Below are 15777 nucleotides of genomic sequence, written 5' to 3' on the forward strand. Positions count from 1 at the left end.
GTGACATCTTATTCGCTTTACGGCTTACGGCTTCAGAGGCCGGCGGTATCGCGAATCAGCCTGAACAGTCGGCGGGCGTTGGTCGGCGACTTGCCCTGGTCCCGCTCGCGGCGGGCATTGCGGATCAACTGGCGCAGGGCCTGGCGGTCGACCTCGGGAAACTCGCTGACGAAGGCCTCCACGGCGTCGTCGCCCTCGGCCATAAGTCGGTCTCGCCACCCTTCCAGGCGATGGAAGGCATGGTCGCGACGCAGCGTCTCGTTGTCGATCTCGTCGAACACCGCCTGGATGCCATCGAGGTCCTCGCCGCGCATCAGCTTGCCGACGTACTGCATGTGGCGCCGGCGAGCCTCGCGGGCCTTGATGCGTCCCGTTTCCTCGATGGCGCGCAGCAGGTCGTCGGAGAGCGGGAAGCGGGCGCGCTGGGCATCGCTCATGGCGATGATCTGCTCGCCGAGCTGCTGCAGGGCCTGCATTTCGCGCTTGAGCTGGGACTTGCTGGGCCGCTCGTCGGCCGGTGAGGCGATTTCATCCTGGGTCATGCCGGTTCCACTTCCGTCGGGATCGAATTGCGTACCAGTATATCAGCCTGCGGCACGGGGCTGGACAATGCACCATCGATAGGGCCGGTCCGATGACCGGCCGAGTAAGGAGAGACGTTCATGACACAGGCTTTCGATGCCGCCGCGCAGCAGACCCTGCTGGAGAGTCGCGCCCGGATGGCCGTGGAGCTGGCCCGTCGGCTGGGGGCCGATGCCTGCGAGGTGGGGGGCAGCGTCGACCAGGGCGTCAGCGTCAGTGTCCGCGAGGGCGAGGTGGAAACGGTCGAGCTTTCCCGGGACCAGGGGATCGCCGTGACCGTCTATGTGGGGCAGCGTAAGGGCAGTGCTTCCTCCAGTGACGCCGGCGAGGCCTCGGTGCGTGCCGTGGTCGAGAAGGCCCTGGCAATCGCCCGTCATACCGGCGAGGATCCGGCCTCTGGCCTGGCCGACGCACGACTGATGGCCACCGAGCTGCCGGACCTCGATGTGCACCATCCCTGGCCGCTATCCATCGACGAGGCCACCGACCTGGCGTTGCGCTGCGAGTCGGCCGGTCGTGGCATGGCGGGTATCAAGAGCTCGGACGGGGCCAGCCTCTCCACCGGCGAGGGGGTGCGCGTCTATGCGAACAGCCATGGCTTCCTGGGCAGCCAGAGCGGCAGCCGCCACTCGCTCTCCTGCATGCTGATCGCCGAAGACGAGAACGGCATGCAGCGCGACTACGACTACACCAGCGCCCGTGCGCCCCGTGACCTGGCCACTGCCGAAGCGGTAGGTGAAAGTGCCGCCCGCCGAACCCTCCAGCGCCTCGGTGCCCGGCGTCCGGCGACCGGGCGGATGCCGGTACTCTTCGATTCGACTCTGGCCAGCGGTCTGGTCGGCCATCTGATGGGGGCGATTGCCGGGGGTGCCCTCTATCGCCAGGCCTCCTTCCTTTGTGAACGGCTGAACGACGCGCTCTTCCCCGAGTGGTTCAGCCTCGGCGAGCGGCCCATGGAGGTCGGCGCCATGGCAAGCTCGCCGTTCGACGGTGACGGCGTCCAGACCCGTGACAATGTCTTCATTCGCGACGGCCGCCTCGCCAGCTACATGCTATCGGCCTACAGCGCCCGGCGTCTGGGTCTCGAGACCACCGGCAATGCCGGGGGCGCGCGCAACCTGCGCCTCACGGCACCCCTGGAGAGCCGTGAGGCGCTGCTCGCCCGCATGGGCCGGGGCGTGCTGGTCACTGAGCTGATGGGGCAGGGGGTCAACGGTGTGACGGGCGACTACTCGCGGGGAGCCGCCGGCTTCTGGGTCGAGGAGGGCAGGATCCAGCACCCGGTGGAAGAGTTCACCATCGCCGGCAACCTGGAGACGATGTTCAAGGGGCTGATCGGCATAGGAGACGATATCGATACCCGCGGCAGCATCCATACCGGCAGTTGGCTGGTCGACGAGATGATGGTAGCGGGCGGTTGACGGCGTCAGCCGTCTTCCTCGAAGCGTGCTGCGAAGAGCGCCTCGATGGCTTCCATCGCTGCCTCCGCGTCCTTGCCTTCGGTACAGACCTCAAGCTCGGTGCCGCAGGGGGCAGCAAGGATCAGCAGCGACATGATATTGCCGGCGTCGGCCTGCTGCTCACCGCGGCACACGGTGACCTTGGCATTGAAAGGCTGGCAGCACTGCACCAGTTTGGTCGCGGCGCGGGCATGCAGCCCGCGTCGATTGTTCAGGGTCAGCTTGCGACACGGCACGCTTCAGGTTCCTTCCTGCGCGGGTTTGCCCCCGGCCAGTTCCTGGCCGTCGGGTAGAGTGAGCTGCACCCCAAGCTCACGATGGCGCAGCCGGACGGTCTCATGATGTTTCGCCAGCCGATCGGCCAGCCGTGTGGCCAGGTAGACCGAGCGGTGTTGGCCGCCGGTGCAGCCGATGGCTATGGTCAGGTAGCTACGCTGACTGGCCTGGTAGTGTGGTAGCCAGCGCTCCACCCAGGCGAGAATATCGTCGAGCATCTCGCCGACGATCGGATAGCCGGCCAGGAAGGCGATGATGCTGGGGTCGCGCCCCGTGGCATCGCGCAGCGCCGGATCCCAGTAGGGGTTGGGCAGGCAGCGGGCATCGAAGACGATGTCGGCATCCAGCGGTACCCCACGCTTGAAGCCGAAAGACTCCACGGTCAGGGTCATCCGTTCGGCTCGGTGGCCGGCAACCTGGTCGGTGATGCGACCCCGGAGTTCGTGCACCGAGAGACGCGAGGTGTCGATTACCAGGTCGGCGAGGTCGCGGATCTCGGAGAGCGACTGCTCCTCGGTATCGATCGCCTCGGCGAGCGTCATGTCGCTGTCGCGCGTCAGGGGATGACGGCGACGGGTCTGGGAGTAGCGTTCCAGGAGAATGCGGGCGTCGGTGGTCAGATAGACCACCTGATAGTTGACCTGACGGTCGCGCAATTCCTCGAGCAGTTCGGGAAAGCGTTCCAGGGCCTCGGGCAGGTTGCGGGCATCGATGCTGACGGCGATCGAGGAGCGCAGGGAGCGGTCGGCCTGAAGTTCATCGACAAGCGGACCTAGCAGCATCGCCGGCAGGTTGTCGATGGCGTAGTAGCCCAGGTCTTCCAGCGCCTGCAGCGCGATCGACTTGCCGGAGCCGGACCGACCACTGATGATCACAAGCTGCATGCGGGTCTCCTGGTCATGGGGCGGCCGGGCAGGCCCGAGAATGAAGGGGTCAGCCCCCCTGGCTGCCGGTCGCGGACTGTCGTCGTATCGCTTCCATCAGGCGTTCATGGGTTTCGCGCTGGCTGGTGCTGTGACGTAACTTGGCCCGGGTGTCAGCATCGTTCATCACGCTGGCGACCTGGCCGAGCAGGGCCAGGTGGGCCTCGTCGGCTTCTTCCGGCACCAGCAGCACGAAGACAAGATCGACGGGTTCCCCATCGATGGCGTCGAAGTCTACCGGCTCTGTCAGCTTCAGAAAGCCGGCGATAGGCGCCTTGCAGTGGGGGTTGCGGGCATGGGGAATGGCGACCCCGTTGCCGATGCCGGTACTGCCCAGTCGCTCTCGCCCGATCAGTCGGCTGAAGACCTCCTGACTGTCGAGACTGGGCGTATTCTGGGCAATGAAGGTGCTGAAGAACTCCAGCACGCGCTTCTTGCTTCCCCCGGGCACATCGAAGAGGGTGCGCTCGGGGGGCAGGATGGCGTCCAGTGTCATGACGGATCAGCGGGCGCCGGCGCCTTGGGCGCGGGCCTGGGCCTTTTCCTTGTGCTTGACCAGTTGGCGATCGATCTTGTCGGCCAGGGCATCGATGGCGGCATACATGTCGTTTTCCATGGCTTCGGCATGGAGGTCGGCACCGGCAGCATGCAGGGTGCAGGCCGCCTGCTGGCGTTCTTTCTCAACCGAGAGGGTGACCTGCACATTGGTGATGTTGTCGTAGTGGCGTTCCACGCGGGCGAGCTTCTCTTGCACATAGTCACGCAGGGCGTCGGTCAGTTCCACATGATGGCCGGTGATGTTGACTTGCATGGCACGCTCCTTGCTCTTTCGGGTTATGGGTCGATTGTAACCCTTTTTGCTGTTCTGCATACCCCCTCGGCCCAGGGGATTCGAGATGAGCAGGATCAGCGTCATTTCAATCGCTTGCGTCCACACGGCAGGCACGGCTCAGGGGCGCTCGTGGCGGCAGTGGCTGGCAGTCAACGTAGCTGCTTGCGCTCGCTGGAGGACGGAATGCCCATGGCTTCGCGGTACTTCGCAACCGTGCGTCGTGCGACGCCGATGCCGGCCTCGTCGAGCAGGCTGACCAGCTTGCTGTCGGAGAGCGGCTTGCGAGGTGGCTCGTCCTGGATCAGCTTGCGGATGCGCGCCCGGATAGCGGTGCTGGAGTGGGCCTCGCCTTCGCCGCCGCCGACCTGGCTGGAGAAGAAGTACTTGAGCTCGAACATGCCGCGTGGGGTGTGGATAAATTTCTGAGTGGTAACCCGCGAGATGGTCGACTCGTGAAGCTCCACCACCCGGGCGATGTCGGCCAGGATCAGGGGTTTCATTGCCTCCTCGCCGTGCTCCAGGAAATCGAGCTGACGCGCCATGATCTCGCGGCCCACGCGCAGCAGGGTGTCGTTGCGGCTCGACAGGCTCTTCATCAGCCAGCGTGCCTCCTGGAGATGATCCTTGAGAAACTGGTTGTCCTCGCTCTTGTCCGCTCGCCGGATCAGGGCGGCATAGTCGGGCTGGATGCGCAACCGAGGCATGGCATCCGGATTGAGTTCCACCTGCCAGCCGTCGCGGGTGTGGCGGGCGACAAGGTCGGGAATGACATGGGCACTGTCGGCGATATTGAAGGCACTGCCGGGGCGTGGATCCAGTGAGCGCACTACCTCGATCACCGTGTTCAGGGCGTCGTCGTCGAGGCCGAGGCGGCGCTTGAGCAGCCGGCGGTCATCGCCGGCGAGCGCCTCGAGGAACTGGCGGACCAGGCGACGGGCCTGGGGAAGCAGCGGGGTGCCATCGGGCAGGGTCGCCAGCTGCAGCATCAGGCATTCGCGCAGATCACGGGCGAAGACCCCCGTCGGCTCGAACTGCTGCAGGCGCAACAGCACCTGCTCGATGTCGCGAGTCTTGAGGTCCTCGAGGCCCTGTGCCTTGAGACCGACACGGACCTCCTCAAGGGGCTGAATCAGATAGCCATCGCCATTGATACTATCAATCAGGTTCTCGGCGATGTGTAACTGGCGGGGGTCCAGGTCGGTCATGGCCAGCTGCCAGGCCAGGTGGCCCTGGAGACTCTGGCCGGAAGCCTGGCGCTCGAAGTCGGGGCCTTCACGGCCGCCGCCGGGGGCCGCGGCAGCGAAGTCTTGATAGGTATCGGACCAGTCGCTGTCGGTGCTGAGCTCTTCCGGGATCTCGCTGGCCCACTCTTCTTCGGGCACTTCGCTGACCGTCAGCTCCCCGAAATCATCCTCGACCTCGAGCATGGGGTTGGATTCCAGCGCCTGCTGGATCTCCTGACGCAGGTCCAGGGTCGAAAGCTGCAGCAGCGCAATGGCCTGCTGCAGCTGGGGCGTCATCGTCAGCTGGGTGCCGACGCGCAGTTGCAGGGACGCCTTCATGGCCATGAGGGGGCCCTCGGCTTGCTAAAACCCCAACCCTAGCCGTTGGTCAGGGGAGCGTGCAAGCGAAAAATCAGCAATAATCATGCCATGCGCAATCTTCATGCCGTTATGGAATAGCGACATACTTATCAGATGATTGCGATCAGAGACGGAAGTCTTCGCCCAGATAGACCTCGCGGACACGCTGATCGGCGAGAATCGTCTCGGCATCGCCTTCGGCGATAATGCGGCCGTCACCGACAATGTAGGCCGTGTCGCAGATGTCGAGCGTGTCGCGGACATTGTGGTCGGTGATGAGCACGCCGATATCGCGGGCCTTCAACTGGCGGATGATGCCCTTGATCTCGCCTACCGAGATGGGGTCGACCCCGGCGAAGGGTTCGTCGAGCAGGATAAAGGCGGGCTCGGTCGCCAGCGCGCGGGCGATCTCCACCCGGCGCCGCTCGCCACCGGAAAGGCTCATGCCGAGGTTGTCGCGGATGTGCGTGACATGGAAGTCCTCGAGCAGCTTCTCCAGTCGGGCTCGGCGCCCGATGCGGTCGAGATCCTTGCGGGTCTCGAGAATCGCCATGATGTTGTCGGCGACCGAGAGCTTGCGGAAGATCGAGGCCTCCTGTGGCAGGTAGCCGATACCGGCTCGGGCTCGTTGGTGCATGGCCGCCGAGGAGAGGTCGAGGTCGTCGATGAACACCGAGCCGGCATCGGCGCGCACCAGCCCGACGATCATGTAGAACGAGGTGGTCTTGCCGGCCCCGTTGGGGCCGAGCAGGCCGACGATCCGGCCCTGTTGGATGGAGAGGCTGATGTCCTGGACCACGCGGCGGCGCTTGTAGCTCTTGGCGAGATGAAGGGCGCTCAGGGTCTTCATCACTGGCCTTCCTGCTGTTCGGGCTCGAGGGTCATGCGCACACGCTGGCGATCCTCGACGCCCTCGGCATCGGCTCGCGCCTGGACCACGCGACGATCGAGGAAGTACTCCAGATAGCCACCGTCGAAGGTGTCGCCACCCTGGTGCAGCTCCGCTCGGTCGATCAGCTCGATACGGCGCTCGGCGACATGATAGACGATGGTGCGTCCCCAGCCGCGTACCACGGGCTCGTCCGGGGCGGGCTTCTGCTCGATATAGGCACGCTCGCCGGTGGCGGTGGCGAGCGTCAGCAGACCCTGATCATTGCGCCGGATCTCTACTCGGTCGCCGGTCAGCTGCATGCTGCCCTGGCGGATATCCACGTCGCCGGTGTAGACGGCGGTGCCGGCGCGATCATCGAGGTCAAGACGATCGGCCTCCACCTCGACCGGGGCGTTGGCATCGCCCTCGAGGGACAGGGCAGGCGCGCTGCCCAGCAGCAGGCCGATGACGCCGAGGGTCAGCAGGGGCACGAAAGGGAATCGCATCATGATTCGGGGGCCTCGCGGGTGTCGGGCGGATGGTGGCCACGCACATTGTCGGTCAGCCGGGCGCGGTTGTCATGGAGCCAGGCGTCGAAACGCTCGCCACGCATCCGCTGGGGTGGCTGGCGCAACAGGGCCGGGGTGTCGCTCCAGGCATGACCGCTCTCGGCGTCGAAATGTAGCACCTCGGTATCGAGCTGCCAGCGCTCGGCGGGGGCCAGGAGTCGCGCATCGCCGGAGAGGGTCAGGGGGTTGCCGCCTGTGCCGAGGGTGCCCTGCTCACCGCTGGCCAGCCAGCTACGCCCCGAGTCGTCCAGCAGTCGTGCCTTCGGGCGCTCAAGACGAGTGATATCGTCATGCGGGGTATGGGTCAGGCGCGGGGTGTCGAGCCGCTGATGAGGGCGTCCCTGGGTATCGAAGCGGGTCAACCGGGCTTCTTCGAGGTAGTAATCCGGCTCTCCGGCCTCGCCTCCCGGCACCGGCCCGGGGGGTGGATCCTCGCCCAGGTCGAGCATTGCCAGTCCGCCACCTAAGGCGAGCAGCAGCACCAACAGGCCGGTGCGAAAGCCGGGGCGGGGGAGGCGCATAAATCAGCTCGTGCCGTGCAGGTAGGTATCGAGTACGGCATCCCAGTGCCCCTGCGCCTGGAGCAGCGTGTCGCATATCTCGCGCACGGCGCCATGGCCGCCCACGGCCTCGGTGACCCAGTCGGCTTGCTGGCGGATATAGGCCGGTGCACCGGGAACGCTGATGCCGACTCCGGCGCGGCGGATGGTGGCAACATCGGGCATGTCGTCACCGCAGTAGGCGACCTGCTCGAGGTCAAGGCTCAGGCGGCTGCAGAGTTCACGCAGCACCGTGAGCTTCTTCTCGGCCCCCTGGAAGACATGCTTGATACCCAGCGCGGCGGCGCGCTGGCTGACCATCGGCGAATCGCGGCCGGTGATCAGGGCTACCACGATGCCGGCTCGCTGCGCCATCTTGATGCCATGGCCGTCGTGAGTATGAAAGGCCTTGATCTCGACGCCATCGGCCTGGAAGTAGAGGCGCCCGTCGGTGAGCACGCCGTCCACGTCCATGGCAAGCAGGCGTACGTGGCGCAGGCGGTCGACGAGTTGGCTGTCGAACAGGGGGGAATCGAGGCTCATGGTGTCTCCAGCAGTCTGGGGCTTGGGGGGTGGGCGAAGGGCGTCAGATGACGCCGCTGGCGAGCAGGTCATGCATGTGGAGGGCGCCAACCGGGTAGCCGTCGGCATCGACCACGGCCAGTGCCGAGATGCGATTGTCCTCCATGATGCGAACTGCCTCGGCGGCCAGGGTATCGGGGGCGATGCGCTTGCCGGGGCGAGTCATGACATCGTCGACGAGAAGGCCGGAGAGGTCGCTGTGCTGGTCCAGGGTGCGACGCAGGTCGCCGTCGGTATAGACCCCGACCAGATAACCCTCGGCATCGACCACGCAGGTGAAGCCCAGCCCCTGGCGGGTGATCTCCAGCAGGGCATCGCGTAGCGGGCTGCCCAGGGCGACCTGGGGCAGCCGACGGCCCTGGTGCATCAGGTCGGCGACACGCAGCAGCAGGCGTTTGCCCAGGCTGCCGCCGGGATGGGAGAGGGCGAAGTCCTCGGCGGTGAAACCACGCGATTCGAGCAGCGCCACCGCCAGGGCATCGCCGAGCGCCAGGGCGGCGGTGGTGGACGAGGTCGGGGCCAGGTCCAGCGGACAAGCCTCGCGTTCGACACCAGCATCCAGGTGGGCTTCGGCGTGCCGAGCCAGGGTCGAGCCGGGCCGGCCGGTCATGCTGATCAGGGGCGCGCCCATGCGCTTGAGCAGGGGGAGCAGGGCGGTCACCTCGGCGGTCTCGCCGGAATTGGAGAGGGCCAGCACCACGTCGCCCGGAGTGATCATGCCCAGGTCGCCATGGCTGGCCTCGCCGGGGTGGACGAAAAAGGCCGGGGTGCCGGTGCTGGCCAGGGTGGCGGCGATCTTGCCGGCGACATGGCCCGACTTGCCCATGCCGGTGACCACCACCCGCCCGCGACAGGCCAGGATCAACTCGCAGGCGTGGTCGAAGGCGTCGTCGAGGCGTCCGGCCAGGGCGGCAATGGCCTGCTGTTCCAGTTCCAGGGTGCGGCGGGCGCTCTCGCGCAGCAAGGACGTGCCGGAGTTAATGGGGGGGTCGTTGGTCATGGCGGTGATTGTTGCCCGTTGTGGGGTTTCACTCAAGGGGTCAGGGGCCGGCGGCAAGGCCCGCACTGCCGAGCCAGGCCAGGTAGCCGGCGTAGCTCAGCACCAGCAGGCCTCCAGGCAGGCGCCCCAGATGGCCGCGGCGGTTCCACAGCAGCAGCGCCCCCAGGGTGAGCGTCAGGACCAGCATCACCGGGTAGTCGCGTCCGGCCGCGTCGGGATTCGTCGCCCCTGGAGCGAGCAGGGCCGGCACCGGAAGCACGGTCAGCATGTTGAAGAGATTGGAGCCGATGACGTTGCCGATAGCCAGGTCGTGGTGGCGCTTGAGGGCGCTGGCCACGCAGGCCGCCAGTTCCGGGAGGCTGGTGCCAATGGCCACCACGGTCAGCCCGATGACCAGTTCGCTGATGCCCAGCCCCCGGGCCAGCTCGCTGGCGCCCCACACCAGGGCGCGTGAACTGGCCACCATGATGACCAGGGTGACGGCCAGCCATGCCAGGGCCTGGCCCAATGTCATTCCGGGAATCTCGCCCGCCACCTCGTCATCCGGGGCGTCGGCGAGGAATAGCCACCACAGGCTGAACACCAGCAGCAGCAGCAGCAGCAGGCCATCGAAGCGATCGAGGTGGCCATTGGCCAGGGTATAGCCAGCCAGGCCGGTGGCGCCGAGCAGCAGTGGCAGCTCGCGGCGAACGATGGAGAAGCGCACCGGGACCGGCACCACCAGGGCAGTCACGCCCAGCACCAGGGCAATGTTGGCGATATTGGAGCCCAGCGCATTGCCGATGGCGAGGTCGGGCACCTCATCCAGGGACGCCATGACCGAGACCACGATCTCAGGTGCCGAGGTGCCCAGCGAGACAACGGTCATCCCCACCAGCAGGGTGCTCATTCCGGCGCGCCAGGCGGTGGCCGCGGCCGCTCCGACGAAGCGGTCGGCGCTCCACAGCAGGCCGACGAAGCCGAGCATGACGATCAGCAGGGGGAGGAGCATGGCAAGGTCCGAGACGGTGTGCGGGGGCGCACATTGAACATGCCGGGGTCGAGTGGTGCAAGAGACGAGAGCGCTGGCGCGCCGGGGCATGGTTAGGATACGATGTTCGATAACATTTTCGAGAAAGGAAAAGCGATGACGGACTCCCCCTTCGTGGAAGTGGAGAGCCTGTATTTCTCGCGCGGCGAGATGGAGATTTTCCGCGGCGTTGATCTGGTGATCCCGCGCGGCCGGATCACTGCCATCATGGGCCCCAGCGGTACCGGAAAGACCACTCTGCTCAAGATGATCGGAGGGCAGTTGGTCCCGGATTCGGGGCGGGTGAGTATCGCTGGCCAGGATGTCCATGCGCTGTCGCGCAAGGCGCTGTTCGTGCTTCGCCGGCGCATGGGAATGCTGTTCCAGAGCGGAGCGCTGTTTTCCGACCTCGATGTCTTCGAGAACGTGGCCTTCCCGCTGCGCGTGCATACCGATCTTCCCGAGGCGATGATCCGTGACGTGGTGCTGATGAAGCTGCAGGCCGTTGGCTTGCGCGGGGCCCGGGAGCTGATGCCCTCGGAGCTCTCCGGCGGCATGGCGCGCCGGGTGGCACTGGCGCGCGCCATCGCCCTGGATCCGGAATTGATCCTCTACGACGAGCCCTTCGCCGGCCAGGACCCCATCTCCATGGGTGTGCTGGTGCAACTGATCAAGCGTCTCAACGAGGCGCTGGGGCTGACGGCCGTGGTGGTCTCCCACGACATCAAGGAGACGCTCTCCATCGCCGACTATGTCTATGTGATCGCCGATGGCCAGGTGATGGCCCACGGCACCCCGGCAAGCCTCGACGCGGATCTCGATCCCCGAGTCAGCCAGTTCATGCATGGCGAGCCCGACGGGCCGGTGCCTTTCCACTATCCGGCGATGGACTTCCATGCCGACATTCTGGGCATCGGGGGGCCGCGATGATCGAGCGGATCCGGCATCTGGGTCGGCGTGGCTGCGAGCTGCTGGAGGCGCTGGGCCGGGCAGGCATCTTCCTCGGCCAGTCGGCGGTGGGGGTGCCGTCCCGAGAAGGGCTCTACCTCTGGGTGCGACAGATGCACTTCGTGGGCGTGATGTCGCTGGCCATCGTGCTGGTCTCGGGGCTGTTCATCGGCATGGTGATCGCCCTGCAGGGTTACACCATCCTGGTCGATTTCGGGGCGGAGCAGGCCTTGGGGCAGATGGTGGCGCTCTCCCTTTTGCGCGAGCTGGGGCCGGTGGTGTCGGCGCTGCTGTTCGCCGGCCGTGCCGGCTCTGCCTTGACCGCCGAGATCGGTCTCATGAAGGCTACCGAGCAGCTGACCAGCATGGAGATGATCGGGGTCGATCCGCTGCGTCGTGTGGTCGCGCCGCGACTCTGGGCCGGCTTCGTGGCGCTGCCGCTGCTGACCATCGGTTTCAGCGTGGTGGGCGTATGGGGCGGGCAACTGGTCGGCGTCGAGTGGCTAGGCGTCTTCGAGGGCTCCTACTGGGGCAACATGCAGGCCAGTGTCGCGTTCATCGATGATGTGGGCAACGGCCTGATCAAGAGCCTGGTGTTCGCCCTGGTGGTGACCTGGATCGCGGTGTTCCAGGGTTACGACCTGATTCCCACCTCGGAAGGTATCTCGCGTGCCACCACTCGTACGGTGGTCTATTCATCTCTCGCGGTGCTGGGCCTGGATTTCGTGCTTACCGCCTTGATGTTCGGAGGGCTTTCCTGATGTTCGGAGTATACGGATGAAACGCAGCAAGACGATGGAGCTCGGGGTCGGCCTGTTCATGCTGGCCGGTATCCTGGGTCTGGTTTTCCTGGGGTTGAGGGTCAGCGGCATGAGCCTTGCCCTGCCCAGCGAGACCTTTCGACTGGAAGCCAACTTCGCCAGCATAGGCGGACTCAAGCCTCGTGCGCGGGTCACCATGGCCGGTGTCACCGTAGGGCGGGTCGAGGCCATCGAGCTGGATACCGAGTGGTATGATGCGCGGGTGGTGATGGAGCTCGATGCCGAACTGGAAGGCGTTCTACCCGAGGACAGTACCGCCGCCATCCTGACCGCTGGCCTGCTCGGTGAACAATACGTGGGCCTCTCTATGGGAGGGGCGCCCGAAACCCTCGCCGATGGCGATAGCGTGCGTGATACCCAGTCTGCCCTGGTGCTGGAAGAGTTGATCCAGCAGTTCGTGACCAGTATGGCCAAGGAGTGAACGAGATGAAGAAGATGTTGAACTTCCACGCGCTGCTCGCAGGGATCTGCCTGATGCTGATGGCGTTGCCGGCGACCGCCCAGCCCGATCAGAGCCCCGAGCAGATGATCCGTGCCAGCATCGATGAGCTGATGACGCGGATCGAGGGGCGAGAGGAGTACTTCGCCGATAACCTCGACGAGCTCGAGACCATCGTCGACGACAGCCTCGAGGAGGTGGCCGACTTTCGCTACATCGCCGCCAGCGTGATGGGGCGCTATTTCAGCAATGCCACTCCGTCGCAGCGGTCGCGCTTTGTCGAGACCTTCCGCAAGACCTTGATCGATACCTATACCAAGGGCCTGGTAACGTTCGACTACCGCGAGATTCGGGTTCTCGATAACCAGCAGGCCTCCCGTTACGAGGATCAGGCCAGCGTGGCCATGGAAGTGGTGGCCAACGATGGCTCCGTCTATCCCGTCAGCTATTCGCTGCGCCTGTCCGACGGCCAGTGGAAGGTGGTCAACGTGATCGTCAACGGCATCAACCTGGGGCTGACCTTCCGCAACCAGTTCGACCAGGCGATGCGCGATCATAATCGCGACTATGATGCCGTCATCGAAGGTTGGGCGCCCGAGCTTGCCGTGGAGGAGCTGGAGGAGGGCGGCAACGCATGAGCGTGCTGCTGGACCAGCATGGTTCCTGCCTGCAGGCCGATGGCTGCCGACTCGTGGTGACCGGCGAAGTCGGTTTCGAGGCTGCGTCGGCAATGTCCGAGGCTGGCCGTGTCTGGCTGGCCGACCGACCGGACGGCAGCGAGGTGGTCTTCGATCTGAGCGGCGTCGAGCGCGTCAGCAGTGCGGCGCTTAGCGTGCTGCTGGAATGGACCCGCCAGGCCCGCGATGCCGGTGTCGAGGTGGCGTCTGTCAGTCTCTCGGCGCCTCTCGAGCGTCTGACGCGGTTGGCGGGACTCGAGACCCTGCTACCCCTCGATGGGGCCGACGCCGCCTGAGCCGCTCCTTCCTTCCCATCGCCAAGCGCGGTGCTTTTCTTTACCATGGCGTGCCATGACATCCTTCGTTGCCGACGGTCATTGCATGGCCGTCGGCAGCGTTTACGCGACGAATCGACCAATCACAGGAGGGCCGGTGCCATGCAACCCAGCGAAGTGAAGGCGCTGCTCGAGAGCCGCCTCGACGGCTGCGAGTTCCATATCCAGGGTGAAGGATGCAACTTCCAGGTGGTGGCCGTGAGCGAGGTCTTCGACGGACTCTCGCCGGTCAAGCGCCAGCAGATGATCTACGGTGCGCTGTCTGAAGAAATTGCCTCCGGCGCCCTGCATGCGGTGAGCATCAAGACTTATACCCCTCAGCAGTGGCAGGCCGCCACTGACAACCAGGGGGCCTGACGGTCGACCTTCCATGGACAAGCTGATCATTACCGGTAATGGCCCTGTCGACGGCGAGGTCTGGGCCAGTGGTGCCAAGAACGCCGCCCTGCCGATCCTCTGTGCGACCCTGCTGGCTGACGAGCCGGTGACCATCGGCAACCTGCCGCACCTGCAGGACATCACCACTACCCTGGAGCTGCTCGGCCACATGGGCGTAGAGGCCGTGATGGGCGACAGGATGTGCATCCAGCTCGATGGCTCCCAGGTCTCCCACTGCCATGCGCCCTACGAGCTGGTCAAGAAGATGCGCGCCTCCATCCTGGTGCTCGGTCCGCTGCTGGCCCACTTTGGCCATGCGGATGTCTCGCTGCCCGGCGGCTGTGCCATCGGCTCGCGCCCGGTGGACCTGCACCTCCGCGGCCTCGAGGCCATGGGGGCCGAGATCAGCGTCGATGCCGGCTATATCCGCGCCAGGGTCGATGGCCGCCTGCACGGCGCCACTATCTTCTTCGATACCGTCACCGTGACCGGTACCGAGAACCTGCTCATGGCGGCGACTCTGGCGGACGGCACCACGGTGCTGGAGAATGCTGCCCGGGAGCCCGAGGTGGTCGACCTGGCCGAGTGCCTGATCAAGATGGGGGCCAGGATTCGTGGGCAGGGCAGCGACACCATCATCGTCGAGGGGGTCGAACGTCTGCACGGTGCCTACCATGATGTCATGCCCGACCGCATCGAGACCGGTACCTTCCTGGTGGCGGCGGCGCTTTCCCGAGGGCGGGTGCGGGTGCGCAACACGCGTTCCGACATCCTCGATGCGGTGCTCGCCAAGCTCGAGGAAGCGGGGGCCACCATCACCACCGGCGAAGGCTGGATCGAGCTCGACATGCAGGGCAGGCGGCCGATAGCGGTTAACGTGCGCACCGCACCCTATCCGGCCTTCCCCACCGACATGCAGGCGCAGTTCGTGGCGATGAACGCCGTGGCCGAGGGCACCGCCAGGGTGGTGGAGACCATCTTCGAGAATCGCTTCATGCACGTGCAGGAGCTAAACCGCATGGGCGCCGACATCGCCCTGGAAGGCAACACCGCGGTGATCACCGGGGTCGAGACTCTCTCCGGCGCACCGGTGATGGCCACCGATCTGCGTGCCTCCGCTTCTCTGGTGATCGCGGCAATGATGGCCGAGGGCGAGACGCTGGTCGATCGTATCTACCATATCGACCGCGGCTACGAATGCATCGAGGAAAAACTGCAGCTGCTGGGCGCGCGCATCCGTCGCATTCCCGGCTGAGCCCACAACAGGCGAGACCATGAGCAAGCAACTGATTCTGGCCCTCTCCAAGGGCCGCATTCTCGACGAGACCCTGCCGCTGCTGGCCGATGCCGGTATCGAGCCGGTCGAGGATCTGGGCAAGAGCCGCAAGCTGCTGTTCGATACCAACTTGTCGGATGTCAAGCTGGTGGTGATCCGGGCCACGGACGTGCCGACCTATGTGCAGCTCGGGGCAGCGGATCTCGGCGTGGCCGGCAAGGACGTGCTGCTCGAGCACGGCCTCGAGGGCCTTTACGAGCCCCTCGACCTGGAGATCGCCCGCTGCCGGCTGATGACCGCCGGTGTTACCGGGGCCGAGCCGGCCCGGGCGCGCCGACGGGTGGCCACCAAGTTCGTCAACGTGGCGCGCCGCTACTATGCCGAGCAGGGTATCCAGGCCGAGGTGATCAAGCTCTACGGTGCCATGGAGCTGGCCCCGCTGATGAACCTTGCCGACGAGATCGTCGACATCGTCGATACCGGCAACACCCTGCGGGCCAACGGCATGGAGCCGCGCGAGCTGATCGCCCCGATCAGCACCCGGCTGGTGGTCAACAAGGCGGCCATGACCATGAAGCATGACCGTCTGAAGCCGCTCATTGCGCGCCTGCGCGAGGCGGTGACAACGCGTCGCGATAGCCTCGCCGAGTCGGCGCCATAGCCAGGCCTGCCTTGCC

At 65.7% G+C, this 15777-nt stretch carries 21 protein-coding genes; 9 read left to right on the forward strand and 12 right to left on the reverse strand.

The features are described 5' to 3' along the window. Nucleotides 1-32: 32 nt before the first annotated feature. The gene (yjgA, locus tag HALO32_RS10850; RefSeq protein ID WP_151443893.1) at nucleotides 33-542 is read right to left on the reverse strand and encodes a ribosome biogenesis factor YjgA; all 510 of its coding nucleotides are present in this window, start codon (nucleotides 540-542) and stop codon (nucleotides 33-35) included. Between the two features lie 120 nt (nucleotides 543-662). On the opposite strand from yjgA, the gene pmbA reads away from it, so the two are divergent. After that, a complete protein-coding gene (gene pmbA, locus HALO32_RS10855) occupies nucleotides 663-2003 on the forward strand; it encodes a metalloprotease PmbA (protein ID WP_151443894.1) in 1341 nt (446 codons plus the stop codon). Between the two features lie 5 nt (nucleotides 2004-2008). On the opposite strand, the gene HALO32_RS10860 is transcribed toward pmbA, so the two are convergent. The 11 genes from HALO32_RS10860 to HALO32_RS10910 form a co-directional block, all read right to left on the reverse strand. Next, entirely contained in the window at nucleotides 2009-2278 is a 270-nt protein-coding gene (locus tag HALO32_RS10860) for an HPr family phosphocarrier protein (protein ID WP_151443895.1), read from the reverse strand. A 3-nt stretch (nucleotides 2279-2281) separates the two neighbouring features. Further along, a complete protein-coding gene (gene rapZ / locus HALO32_RS10865) occupies nucleotides 2282-3202 on the reverse strand; it encodes an RNase adapter RapZ (RefSeq protein WP_151443896.1) in 921 nt (306 codons plus the stop codon). Between the two features lie 49 nt (nucleotides 3203-3251). Then, nucleotides 3252-3737: a PTS IIA-like nitrogen regulatory protein PtsN gene (ptsN, locus tag HALO32_RS10870; RefSeq protein ID WP_151443897.1), complete on the reverse strand. Its 486-nt coding sequence runs from the start codon at nucleotides 3735-3737 to the stop codon at nucleotides 3252-3254. A gap of 6 nt (nucleotides 3738-3743) precedes the next feature. Beyond that, complete coding sequence (gene hpf / locus HALO32_RS10875) at nucleotides 3744-4052, reverse strand: ribosome hibernation-promoting factor, HPF/YfiA family (RefSeq protein ID WP_151443898.1); 309 nt, start codon at nucleotides 4050-4052, stop codon at nucleotides 3744-3746. Nucleotides 4053-4222: 170 nt separating this feature from the next. After that, nucleotides 4223-5641, reverse strand: a complete 1419-nt coding sequence (locus tag HALO32_RS10880; RefSeq protein ID WP_151443899.1) for an RNA polymerase factor sigma-54 — start codon at nucleotides 5639-5641, stop codon at nucleotides 4223-4225. 139 nt (nucleotides 5642-5780) lie between these two features. Beyond that, on the reverse strand, nucleotides 5781-6506 hold the full coding sequence (lptB, locus tag HALO32_RS10885; protein ID WP_151443900.1) for an LPS export ABC transporter ATP-binding protein: 726 nt from the start codon (nucleotides 6504-6506) through the stop codon (nucleotides 5781-5783). Then, nucleotides 6506-7036: a lipopolysaccharide transport periplasmic protein LptA gene (lptA, locus tag HALO32_RS10890; RefSeq protein WP_225809944.1), complete on the reverse strand. Its 531-nt coding sequence runs from the start codon at nucleotides 7034-7036 to the stop codon at nucleotides 6506-6508. The genes lptB and lptA overlap by 1 nt, the downstream gene beginning before the upstream one ends. Beyond that, nucleotides 7033-7617, reverse strand: coding sequence for an LPS export ABC transporter periplasmic protein LptC (lptC, locus tag HALO32_RS10895; RefSeq protein ID WP_151443901.1), 585 nt, complete (start codon nucleotides 7615-7617; stop codon nucleotides 7033-7035). The genes lptA and lptC overlap by 4 nt, the downstream gene beginning before the upstream one ends. Nucleotides 7618-7620: 3 nt before the next feature. Beyond that, nucleotides 7621-8178, reverse strand: coding sequence for a KdsC family phosphatase (locus tag HALO32_RS10900; RefSeq protein ID WP_151443902.1), 558 nt, complete (start codon nucleotides 8176-8178; stop codon nucleotides 7621-7623). A 43-nt stretch (nucleotides 8179-8221) separates the two neighbouring features. Next, the gene (locus HALO32_RS10905) at nucleotides 8222-9217 is read right to left on the reverse strand and encodes a KpsF/GutQ family sugar-phosphate isomerase (protein ID WP_151443903.1); all 996 of its coding nucleotides are present in this window, start codon (nucleotides 9215-9217) and stop codon (nucleotides 8222-8224) included. 40 nt (nucleotides 9218-9257) lie between these two features. Further along, a complete protein-coding gene (locus HALO32_RS10910; protein WP_151443904.1) occupies nucleotides 9258-10208 on the reverse strand; it encodes a calcium/sodium antiporter in 951 nt (316 codons plus the stop codon). A gap of 135 nt (nucleotides 10209-10343) precedes the next feature. On the opposite strand from HALO32_RS10910, the gene HALO32_RS10915 reads away from it, so the two are divergent. From HALO32_RS10915 to hisG, 8 genes are all read left to right on the forward strand, one after another. Beyond that, nucleotides 10344-11156: an ABC transporter ATP-binding protein gene (locus tag HALO32_RS10915; RefSeq protein ID WP_151443905.1), complete on the forward strand. Its 813-nt coding sequence runs from the start codon at nucleotides 10344-10346 to the stop codon at nucleotides 11154-11156. Further along, nucleotides 11153-11935 carry a lipid asymmetry maintenance ABC transporter permease subunit MlaE gene (mlaE, locus tag HALO32_RS10920; protein WP_151443906.1) on the forward strand — a complete coding sequence of 261 codons (783 nt, stop codon included), beginning with the start codon at nucleotides 11153-11155 and terminating at the stop codon, nucleotides 11933-11935. The genes HALO32_RS10915 and mlaE overlap by 4 nt, the downstream gene beginning before the upstream one ends. A 16-nt stretch (nucleotides 11936-11951) precedes the next feature. Next, the gene (gene mlaD, locus HALO32_RS10925; RefSeq protein ID WP_151443907.1) at nucleotides 11952-12416 is read left to right on the forward strand and encodes an outer membrane lipid asymmetry maintenance protein MlaD; all 465 of its coding nucleotides are present in this window, start codon (nucleotides 11952-11954) and stop codon (nucleotides 12414-12416) included. A 5-nt stretch (nucleotides 12417-12421) separates the two neighbouring features. After that, nucleotides 12422-13072, forward strand: coding sequence for an MlaC/ttg2D family ABC transporter substrate-binding protein (locus HALO32_RS10930; protein ID WP_151443908.1), 651 nt, complete (start codon nucleotides 12422-12424; stop codon nucleotides 13070-13072). Continuing rightward, nucleotides 13069-13407 (forward strand): STAS domain-containing protein, encoded by a 339-nt coding sequence (locus HALO32_RS10935; protein ID WP_151443909.1) that lies wholly within the window; start codon nucleotides 13069-13071, stop codon nucleotides 13405-13407. The genes HALO32_RS10930 and HALO32_RS10935 overlap by 4 nt, the downstream gene beginning before the upstream one ends. 141 nt (nucleotides 13408-13548) lie before the next feature. Continuing rightward, nucleotides 13549-13803 (forward strand): BolA family protein, encoded by a 255-nt coding sequence (locus HALO32_RS10940; RefSeq protein WP_233279917.1) that lies wholly within the window; start codon nucleotides 13549-13551, stop codon nucleotides 13801-13803. 13 nt (nucleotides 13804-13816) lie between these two features. Beyond that, the gene (murA, locus tag HALO32_RS10945; RefSeq protein ID WP_151443911.1) at nucleotides 13817-15079 is read left to right on the forward strand and encodes a UDP-N-acetylglucosamine 1-carboxyvinyltransferase; all 1263 of its coding nucleotides are present in this window, start codon (nucleotides 13817-13819) and stop codon (nucleotides 15077-15079) included. A 19-nt stretch (nucleotides 15080-15098) separates the two neighbouring features. Further along, a complete protein-coding gene (gene hisG / locus HALO32_RS10950) occupies nucleotides 15099-15761 on the forward strand; it encodes an ATP phosphoribosyltransferase (RefSeq protein WP_151443912.1) in 663 nt (220 codons plus the stop codon). Nucleotides 15762-15777 lie beyond the last annotated feature (16 nt).

The sequence above is a fragment of the Halomonas lysinitropha genome (assembly GCF_902500215.1).
Classification (GTDB): Bacteria; Pseudomonadota; Gammaproteobacteria; order Pseudomonadales; family Halomonadaceae; genus Halomonas; species Halomonas lysinitropha.

Excerpts from the sequence above, each read along its gene's own strand:
- yjgA (WP_151443893.1), bottom strand. The coding sequence starts at position 542 with ATGACCCAGGATGAAATCGCCTCACCGGCCGACGAGCGGCCCAGCAAG.
- pmbA (WP_151443894.1), top strand. The coding sequence starts at position 663 with ATGACACAGGCTTTCGATGCCGCCGCGCAGCAGACCCTGCTGGAGAGT.
- rapZ (WP_151443896.1), bottom strand. The coding sequence starts at position 3,202 with ATGCAGCTTGTGATCATCAGTGGTCGGTCCGGCTCCGGCAAGTCGATC.
- ptsN (WP_151443897.1), bottom strand. The coding sequence starts at position 3,737 with ATGACACTGGACGCCATCCTGCCCCCCGAGCGCACCCTCTTCGATGTG.
- hpf (WP_151443898.1), bottom strand. The coding sequence starts at position 4,052 with ATGCAAGTCAACATCACCGGCCATCATGTGGAACTGACCGACGCCCTG.
- HALO32_RS10880 (WP_151443899.1), bottom strand. The coding sequence starts at position 5,641 with ATGGCCATGAAGGCGTCCCTGCAACTGCGCGTCGGCACCCAGCTGACG.
- lptB (WP_151443900.1), bottom strand. The coding sequence starts at position 6,506 with ATGAAGACCCTGAGCGCCCTTCATCTCGCCAAGAGCTACAAGCGCCGC.
- lptA (WP_225809944.1), bottom strand. The coding sequence starts at position 7,036 with ATGATGCGATTCCCTTTCGTGCCCCTGCTGACCCTCGGCGTCATCGGC.
- lptC (WP_151443901.1), bottom strand. The coding sequence starts at position 7,617 with ATGCGCCTCCCCCGCCCCGGCTTTCGCACCGGCCTGTTGGTGCTGCTG.
- HALO32_RS10900 (WP_151443902.1), bottom strand. The coding sequence starts at position 8,178 with ATGAGCCTCGATTCCCCCCTGTTCGACAGCCAACTCGTCGACCGCCTG.
- HALO32_RS10905 (WP_151443903.1), bottom strand. The coding sequence starts at position 9,217 with ATGACCAACGACCCCCCCATTAACTCCGGCACGTCCTTGCTGCGCGAG.
- HALO32_RS10910 (WP_151443904.1), bottom strand. The coding sequence starts at position 10,208 with ATGCTCCTCCCCCTGCTGATCGTCATGCTCGGCTTCGTCGGCCTGCTG.
- HALO32_RS10915 (WP_151443905.1), top strand. The coding sequence starts at position 10,344 with ATGACGGACTCCCCCTTCGTGGAAGTGGAGAGCCTGTATTTCTCGCGC.
- mlaE (WP_151443906.1), top strand. The coding sequence starts at position 11,153 with ATGATCGAGCGGATCCGGCATCTGGGTCGGCGTGGCTGCGAGCTGCTG.
- mlaD (WP_151443907.1), top strand. The coding sequence starts at position 11,952 with ATGAAACGCAGCAAGACGATGGAGCTCGGGGTCGGCCTGTTCATGCTG.
- HALO32_RS10930 (WP_151443908.1), top strand. The coding sequence starts at position 12,422 with ATGAAGAAGATGTTGAACTTCCACGCGCTGCTCGCAGGGATCTGCCTG.
- HALO32_RS10935 (WP_151443909.1), top strand. The coding sequence starts at position 13,069 with ATGAGCGTGCTGCTGGACCAGCATGGTTCCTGCCTGCAGGCCGATGGC.
- HALO32_RS10940 (WP_233279917.1), top strand. The coding sequence starts at position 13,549 with ATGCAACCCAGCGAAGTGAAGGCGCTGCTCGAGAGCCGCCTCGACGGC.
- murA (WP_151443911.1), top strand. The coding sequence starts at position 13,817 with ATGGACAAGCTGATCATTACCGGTAATGGCCCTGTCGACGGCGAGGTC.
- hisG (WP_151443912.1), top strand. The coding sequence starts at position 15,099 with ATGAGCAAGCAACTGATTCTGGCCCTCTCCAAGGGCCGCATTCTCGAC.